The sequence below is a fragment of the Chryseobacterium sp. PMSZPI genome (genome assembly GCF_002835665.1).
Lineage (GTDB): Bacteria > Bacteroidota > Bacteroidia > Flavobacteriales > Weeksellaceae > Chryseobacterium.
In genome coordinates this window covers 23,583-30,564 of record NZ_PIZV01000061.1, presented here as the reverse complement: position 1 = coordinate 30,564, position 6,982 = coordinate 23,583, and the positions used below count along the sequence as shown (strand labels likewise).

Genomic DNA, 6,982 nt, shown 5'->3' with positions numbered 1-6,982 from the left:
GATATCTTCTGATTTTATTGTTATCAGAGCTTTGTTTGTTATATTCTTTTTCTAATTCTGATTTAAAATCTTTAATAGCATTTTCATAAACATCAATTAACCCATTGCTATACACCAAAAGTTTACTGAAGTTGCTGTAAAATTTAATATTATCTCTTTGATTTTTGGCAGCATTCAGCTGTACTTTTTTGATTTCTAATGAATAATGTTTATCCATCGATTTCATCGCATTATTCATTTCTGATTTTACCTGCGAGATATCTATGGTTTTATTATTCGTTAAAGTAACTACAGTACTTTCTTTTTGAACATTTACTTTACCGGTTATGGCATCTTTCAAGCGCCCCATAAACCCTTTCTTCTTGATCGTATCAGCATAAGTATGGGTTTGTATCTTCAAATCTTCAAATTGGTTCTTATACTTTTCAGGCTCATACTGTTTATCCTCTATTTTTTTAGGCGGATTTAGAGAAGTTTGATATACAGAATCTATTAATGTCTTAAGCTTGGTAACTTTCAGGGTATCCATTTTTTGTATTGCCAAGCTATTTCTCAACCTTGGGCTTGCATTTTCATAAGCCCCTATTTTATCAAAATTGGTTTTAAGTTTTTTAAGGGATTGAAAATATAGGTTTAGATCCTTATTATCTTGAGTAACCATATATTTTTGAAGATGGTCCTGAGCATCCATGAAGTCCTTTCTCGAATTATCAGTTAAACCTCCCAGTGCTCTGCTGTCCTCCAATTGAGTCTTAATAAATTTCAGCTTTTTCTCATTAACAAATTCATTATAAAAAAATATGGCAATAATGACTTGTATTAATAGAATACACAAGATCAATGAATAATGAACAACCTTTCTCAATCTGAAATTTAAGAATTTATATTTCATATCTGTTTATCACTAAATTAATTCTCCAGCTACTTTAGTTTATGTGGCATTAGTTTTTTAAATGATATTATGTTATTCCCGATAATTTGGCAATCAACCTTTATCATTCATCTTACAAAGTTAAAGTAATTTTTGGCTTTTTATGGTACTATATATCAGATAAAAGAGTGAAAATTCACGCCTACGTCGAATTAAAATATTTAATAAAATTACAAGGTTTTTTTTAGTATAAATATAGAATAAGATATAAAATTTGATAAAAACACAAAAATCTACAAGTATAAATATAATTAAAATAAATCATTTTTATTGATACAATAATTTCAAATTCTGTTTTTATAGGATCACCTACCAAAATTGAGGGTTAAACATCAAGTATTTTGATGAAAGATTGAGCCTTATTTCTGATATCTTAGAGAATTGTTTTGGTCTGGAAAAACAACTTCATGAAAAAGCTTATCTCCAACAAGAAATAAGCTTTTTATATTTATCCAAAAGTAGTAAGGAATCTAACCTTTAAATGTTTATATAAACTCCATACTAAATTGTTGCCTAAAAAATGAGACTTTTATGGTTCCACTGTCCAAACTGCTAGTTCATTGCCATCAGGATCTTCAAAATGAAAACGGCTTCCACCAGGGAATTGAAAAACATCAATCACAATAGTACCTCCTGAGGCAATAATTTTATCCTTGGTCCGATTAAGATCATTCGAATAAAGAACAACAAGAATAGAGCTTTTTAAGGGCTTCCCTGGTACGATTCCAATGTCTACATAGTCTCCTGAAGCTGTAGTGTAATCTGGTCCATAATCCTTAAATTCCCAACCGAAACTATTGGAATAAAACTGTTTCGCACGATCAAGATCTTCACTAAGAAGCTCAATATACTGTGTTTGATGATGTTTGTACTTATCTGAATTCATAAGGTATTGTTTTATGATAAAAATACTAAAATTTACTTATTAATCCATAGATGAAAAATCTAGAAAAAAATAATGGATCAGTCTCAAAAGTTGTGGGCAACATAGAAATGCATGGATATAAATTTAAAATTATTTTTTTATTTATACTTTTGTCTTAAAACAAAAGTATACAAAAATTCAAGACTGGAATCATCCGCTAAAAATTGATATTGACTCCTAAAATTTCCAAACTCGCATGGAATCAAACCCTTCTTCTTCGACTCAAAATTATAGCCATGCTCAAACAGTGGAAATTTTTTAACGGATTCAATCTCAATTTTTTTAACGCTCCTGCTTCCTAGGTCAATGAAACATTATCCATTCAAGCCCACTCATTTTTTATCGTCGTTTTTCGGAACAAAAGCAAAAGTTGTGGGGCTTAGAATATTTAGATCTGTTTTATTTTTAAATTTCACGCAAAGGATTTCTATTATCCGGTGTTGTATTTTAGGAAGCAAAGGTTGAATCAATTGTATTGATTCTTTCTAAGCGTACGCATATCTGCATCGCTTCATCAGCGACTTTTGTCGCTTTCTTAGCTCCCTTATCAATAATCAATTGCATCTTGTCTTTGCGTTGAAATAAAATTTCAGTGTAAGTTTAGAGAAGTAAAAAGACAATTCATTTTTCTCTTTAGATCAACCAAACCTTTACTGAATATACAAACTTTAGCACCAATAAATGAAAAATAGAGAAAAAAAATAATTCTCAAATCAATAATCCTGTCAAATAATATGAAATGTTATAAAGAAAAAGGGTACAAATCATTTGATTTGTACCCTTTTTTGCGGAGAGTGAGGGATTCGAACCCCCGGACCTGTTACAGTCAACAGTTTTCAAGACTGCCGCAATCGACCACTCTGCCAACTCTCCTTAAACTCCGATTGTATCGTTGTTTTCAGTGGTGCAAATATAGAACGATTTTTAATTTCTGCAAAACTTTTAGAGAACAAATTTTAACAAAACTTAATAATAGACTAGAAATCAAGGGAATTATTTTTCATATCTTATAAATCAACAATCATCAAAGAGGCTCTTTCTGCCTTAAATAAAGAGTTCTTTGAGAAACAAATGATAAATTTCAAGTTATAACTCACGATCATCCGAAAAGAATACATCCGTTTTTGAGCGAAAAAACAATGCTCTGTCTACATTTTTTTCTACATATTATAAATAAATCTTTGCTTTTACTTCATCTAAAGGAATACAGTATATTTGTAAAGCTTGCTTCAATAAAATTAAAACAATAACCTCATGTAAAATGTACAATCAATCATTGATTAAAAAACTAGCTCTTTCTGCATCTGTATTTTTATACTCTACAGCTGCATTAGCACAAAAAACGCCACTCAATATATTGCCTTCCGGACATCTTGTTGTACAAGCCGAAGTAGAAGGTAAAAAAGGAAATTTTATTTTTGATACCGGAGGTGGTATCAACCTCTTCCTAAAAAATTTCTCCAAAGACCTTGGTCCAAAAGAAACGTATAATTATCTGACGGCTTTCCGGGCAACTGGAGAAAAAATGACTATTCCTCTGTTCAAATCGAAAGAGATTATTTTTAATGGTAAAAAGTTTAAAGATATCTGGTATTCCACTCATGATATGGAAATCAAAGGCATTGACGGTTTGATCTCCCTTCCTATGCTTTATAATACAGAGTTTATCATAGATTATACGGCCCAAGAACTTATCTTTCCAAAAGAAAAACTAAGCAGTAAGAAAGTAATGGACATCCAGCTGTCTACCAATGCAGACCAGTCTTTGGATATTATGACATACGTACTTTTGAACAATAAATACAAAATCAATATTCTTCTGGATTCCGGTTCAGGCAACGATTCTTTTTGGTTGAGTGAGCGTCTGATGAATACATTGGGCATTAAAAAAGAAGGCCTACAACTTATTGAAAAAAAGAGTGAATTTGATTCTAATGTCATTACAAAGATTTACAAAGGGGATATTGCTTCCATTTCTACTTCCTTTGCTACGGTTGATAAGCCTAAAGTCTTTTTTGTAGAGGGACTTATTTATGAAGGCAAAACAAGCATCAACTGGTTGGGCAAAAAACTTGGATTTAATCTTAAAGAAAAGAAAATTTATATCTTAGATTAAGAATAAAAAACGACTTCAGAAGAAGTCGTTTTTTATTCTGTTAAAAGCAGTTGATCCTACTCTCCTGCCGGTTCAAACAATTCAATCTTATTTCCTTCAGGATCCATAATGTGAACAAACTTTCCATATTCGTAAGTCGCTATTTCATCTAATATTGTAACCCCTTCCTTTTTTAATTCTTCTACCAATGCTTCAATATTTTCCACATGATAATTGATCATAAAGTCTTTCTCTGAAGGCTCAAAATATTGAGTAGATTCTTTAAATGGGCTCCAAAGCGTATATCCTTTTTTATCGTTATCGGCATCCTTCCAGTCGAATTTTGCTCCGTATGGACTGGTTTCTAATCCCAGATGCGTTTTATACCATTCATTGACTTGTTCCTGATCTTTACACTTAAAGAAAATCCCACCAATGGCTGTTACTCTTTTCATTTTTATTCGTTTTTGTTGAGTTTATACAAATGATTCAATTGAAATCCCACAAATATATTAATGTTTTTACACCATAATTACTTTTTTTAATTAAATATCAATTTAATACTAAACAATAATATGATAAAGAATGACTTGGATCGTAGGCCAATCGAAAAAATGTAAGTACAGTATTAAGGTACAAAGATTTATTTACGATAAAATTGAGTATTACATATTTTAACTACTTTTTACCATAGAGTGTGAAAGCTTTTTCAATGCCACTAATGCACGAATTATTTTATTCGTGCATTAGTGGCAAAATCATACATAAAGATTAGAAAATTATGTATCCTTACGGTTTCCCAACAAAAACGTAAGCAAAAAAGCGCACCCATCAGGCACGCTTTGTATCTTATAAGCTAATTTCTACTAGTGTAGTTCAGCCAAATATTTTTCTGCATCCATTGCTGCCATACATCCGCTTCCTGCAGCTGTAATAGCCTGTCTGTAGATATGATCCTGAACATCTCCCGCAGCAAATACCCCAGGAAGGTTTGTTCTTGAAGATCCTTTTTCTGTTAAAATATATCCGTTTTCATCAAGATCTACCTGACCTACGAAAATATCAGTATTTGGTTTATGACCAATAGCAATAAAGATACCTTCTACATCTACAGTAGATGTTTCCTGTGTCTGATTATTAATCACCACTGCTCTTTCTACTAAACTGTTTTCTCCTTCAATAGCAATTAATTCATGGTGAAACTTCACTTCAATATTCGGTGTATTTTCTACTCTGTGAATCATCGCTTTTGACGCTCTGAAAACATCCTTTCTTACCAACATGGTAACTTTCTTACATAGTTTAGCAAGATAAGTCGCTTCTTCAGCTGCTGTATCTCCTGCTCCTACTACCACTACATCTTTTCCTTTATAGAAAAATCCGTCGCAAGTAGCACAAGCGGAAACTCCACCTCCTGCATATTTTTTTTCGTCTTCCAGACCTAAATATTTTGCTGTAGCTCCCGTGGAAATAATAACAGTTTTAGCCAAAATTTCTTTGTTTCCTGCATATAGTTTGTGAACTCCACCTATTTCTTTGGAAAACTCAGCTTTAGTGATCATTTCATAATGAACTTTGGTATCAAATCTTTCTGCTTGTTTTTGCAGATCCATCATCATTTCAGGACCTGTAATCCCTGCTGGATACCCTGGAAAGTTGTCAACTTCAGTAGTTGTAGTTAATTGTCCGCCCGGCTCCAAACCTGTATACAATTCAGGTTTTAAGTCTGCTCTTGCTGCATAGATAGCAGCTGTGAAACCAGAAGGTCCAGATCCAACGATCACACAATCTAAAATGTTTTGCTCCATAATTTACTTGTTCGAAAAGATTTAATTAAATTAAGACCGCTAATTTCGTAATTTTTGTCGTCTTTTTAAAGTTATTTTAATGATACTTGTCAATAACAAATATGTAAATTCTCAATTGATAAATGAGTGATAAAAATTAAAAACACATAAGGTTTTCATAAAATACTCAGGCTCAAATCTAAACCTTCATTTTAATCTTATCAACATTGATAATCTTATATACCAACTCCTTAATTAACTCCGCTTCGCCCATATTTACCGCGCCCAGTCCTTTCCCTTTCATATCGAACTCTCTTAAAATAGAAATGACTCTCGTCGCATGTTTTAAGGGGTATAACCGTGCACTTTCTGCATAATCTTTAATAAAATACGGATTTACTCCCATTTGTGAAGCAATAGTCTGTGGAGACTGACCGGCCATTGTTTGATAGATAATGACATTGGAAAAATAGCTGTAAAGACTGGCCAACATCATCACAAAAGGATTATTTTTTGGATTTTTACCCATAAAATGGGCAATTTTAAAAGCTGCATTGGCATTTTTGGTTCCCAAAGCTTTCTGAAGTTCAAAAATATTATACTCCTTACTGATTCCGATATGGTTTTCAATAATGGTTCCGTCCAGCACCTCATCTTCTTTAAGGATAATTTTCAACTTATTCAGTTCGTTGGCAATTCTTGAAAGATCATTTCCAAGGTATTCGGCCAGAAGATGGGATATATTGGGTGCGGTTTTTATGTTAAGCTTTACACATTCGTCGGAAATCCATTTGGGAAGATTACTTTCTTTTACCGACTCACTAAGGAAAAGCGTATTGGCTTTATCTAAAGCTTTAGCTGCTTTCTTTCTACTGTCCAGCTTCTTATGTTTATGAGCAAAAACCAACACCGTAGAAGGTACAGGGTTTTCTACATAAGCTTCCAAAATTCGGTTTTCTTCTTCATTGAATTTTAAATCCTGTGCTTCTTTAACAATAATAACTTGTTTATCTCCCATCATCGGAAACTGTCTTGCCAAAGAAAGAACTTCCTGATAAGAGGTATCTTTCCCATAAGTAACAGTCTGGTTGAAAGCTTTTTCATCTTCTTCCAGAAAGTTGTGCTCAAGGGCTTTTACGGCGACATCAATAAAGTAGGCTTCTTCTCCGTGGAAAAAATAAATAGGTAAAACTTCTTTATTTTTAATATTTTTGAGGATTAAATCTAATTCTTTCATCTTACTA

5 protein-coding genes, 1 tRNA gene and 1 pseudogene are annotated in these 6,982 nt (G+C 32.4%); 1 reads left to right on the top strand and 6 read right to left on the bottom strand.

Annotated features, from left to right (window positions below):
• The 3 genes and pseudogenes from CW752_RS12485 to CW752_RS12475 form a co-directional block, all read right to left on the bottom strand.
• A pseudogene (locus CW752_RS12485) lies at positions 1 to 892 on the bottom strand (sensor histidine kinase); the annotation flags it as partial.
• Between the two features lie 568 nt (positions 893 to 1,460).
• The gene (locus CW752_RS12480) at positions 1,461 to 1,817 is read right to left on the bottom strand and encodes a VOC family protein (RefSeq protein WP_101240044.1); all 357 of its coding nucleotides are present in this window, start codon (positions 1,815 to 1,817) and stop codon (positions 1,461 to 1,463) included.
• A gap of 827 nt (positions 1,818 to 2,644) precedes the next feature.
• Positions 2,645 to 2,729 (bottom strand) — tRNA-Ser (locus CW752_RS12475).
• Between the two features lie 388 nt (positions 2,730 to 3,117).
• Between CW752_RS12475 and CW752_RS12470 the strand changes: the two genes are divergently transcribed.
• Positions 3,118 to 3,972 carry a hypothetical protein gene (locus CW752_RS12470; RefSeq protein ID WP_101240043.1) on the top strand — a complete coding sequence of 285 codons (855 nt, stop codon included), beginning with the start codon at positions 3,118 to 3,120 and terminating at the stop codon, positions 3,970 to 3,972.
• A 56-nt stretch (positions 3,973 to 4,028) separates the two neighbouring features.
• On the opposite strand, the gene CW752_RS12465 is transcribed toward CW752_RS12470, so the two are convergent.
• The 3 genes from CW752_RS12465 to holA form a co-directional block, all read right to left on the bottom strand.
• Positions 4,029 to 4,406, bottom strand: a complete 378-nt coding sequence (locus CW752_RS12465; RefSeq protein WP_101240042.1) for a VOC family protein — start codon at positions 4,404 to 4,406, stop codon at positions 4,029 to 4,031.
• A 411-nt stretch (positions 4,407 to 4,817) separates the two neighbouring features.
• Complete coding sequence (gene trxB, locus CW752_RS12460) at positions 4,818 to 5,759, bottom strand: thioredoxin-disulfide reductase (protein WP_101240041.1); 942 nt, start codon at positions 5,757 to 5,759, stop codon at positions 4,818 to 4,820.
• A 178-nt stretch (positions 5,760 to 5,937) separates the two neighbouring features.
• Positions 5,938 to 6,975, bottom strand: coding sequence for a DNA polymerase III subunit delta (holA, locus tag CW752_RS12455; RefSeq protein WP_101240040.1), 1,038 nt, complete (start codon positions 6,973 to 6,975; stop codon positions 5,938 to 5,940).
• Positions 6,976 to 6,982 lie beyond the last annotated feature (7 nt).

Excerpts from the sequence above, each read along its gene's own strand:
- CW752_RS12480 (WP_101240044.1), bottom strand. The coding sequence starts at position 1,817 with ATGAATTCAGATAAGTACAAACATCATCAAACACAGTATATTGAGCTT.
- CW752_RS12470 (WP_101240043.1), top strand. The coding sequence starts at position 3,118 with ATGTACAATCAATCATTGATTAAAAAACTAGCTCTTTCTGCATCTGTA.
- CW752_RS12465 (WP_101240042.1), bottom strand. The coding sequence starts at position 4,406 with ATGAAAAGAGTAACAGCCATTGGTGGGATTTTCTTTAAGTGTAAAGAT.
- trxB (WP_101240041.1), bottom strand. The coding sequence starts at position 5,759 with ATGGAGCAAAACATTTTAGATTGTGTGATCGTTGGATCTGGACCTTCT.
- holA (WP_101240040.1), bottom strand. The coding sequence starts at position 6,975 with ATGAAAGAATTAGATTTAATCCTCAAAAATATTAAAAATAAAGAAGTT.